The following is a 469-nucleotide window of genomic DNA, read 5'->3' as shown; positions in this document are numbered from 1 at the left end:
AAAAAATCTGACCCAAAAACAACTTGGCGAAATGATTGACAAAAAGCGAACATACATTTCTCGTGTGGAAAATAACGGAAGTAATCTGACCTTGAAAACCTTATTCGACATTGTAGAAAAAGGTCTTGGCGGAAAGGTAAATATATCAATCGAAGTATAAAAGTACGTTTTACAACAATAGCTATAAACAATTGCTATTACAGGCTTATCCTGAAAATTCCTGCGGAATTTCTAGCTTGTCGTGTATTTGCAAAAGTCCGTGCTAACCCACGCAACTGTTCATAGCCGAGACCGTCAGACTGTCTCAAAACCCCGAATTATTTCGACTTGATCTTGTGGGATTCATTTTTTGATCCGATCTTTATGTCATGGACTATCGACATAAACAATCCCGCACCCAACTTACCCTCTACACCACTTGTCTGGAGGATATGATCTCCGATGAGAATTCCGTAAGGATTATAGACAA

At 38.8% G+C, this 469-nt stretch carries 1 protein-coding gene; it reads left to right on the top strand.

Going from position 1 to position 469, the window contains the following annotated elements; genetic code table 11:
• Positions 1 to 160, top strand: a 160-nt coding sequence (locus tag BFP77_RS00835) for a helix-turn-helix domain-containing protein (RefSeq protein ID WP_143751810.1), incomplete at its 5' end; no start/stop codon positions are given.
• Positions 161 to 469 lie beyond the last annotated feature (309 nt).

Source organism: Maribacter sp. 4U21, assembly GCF_002742365.1.
GTDB lineage: Bacteria > Bacteroidota > Bacteroidia > Flavobacteriales > Flavobacteriaceae > Maribacter.
This window is presented reverse-complemented; position numbering and strand designations above follow the sequence as displayed.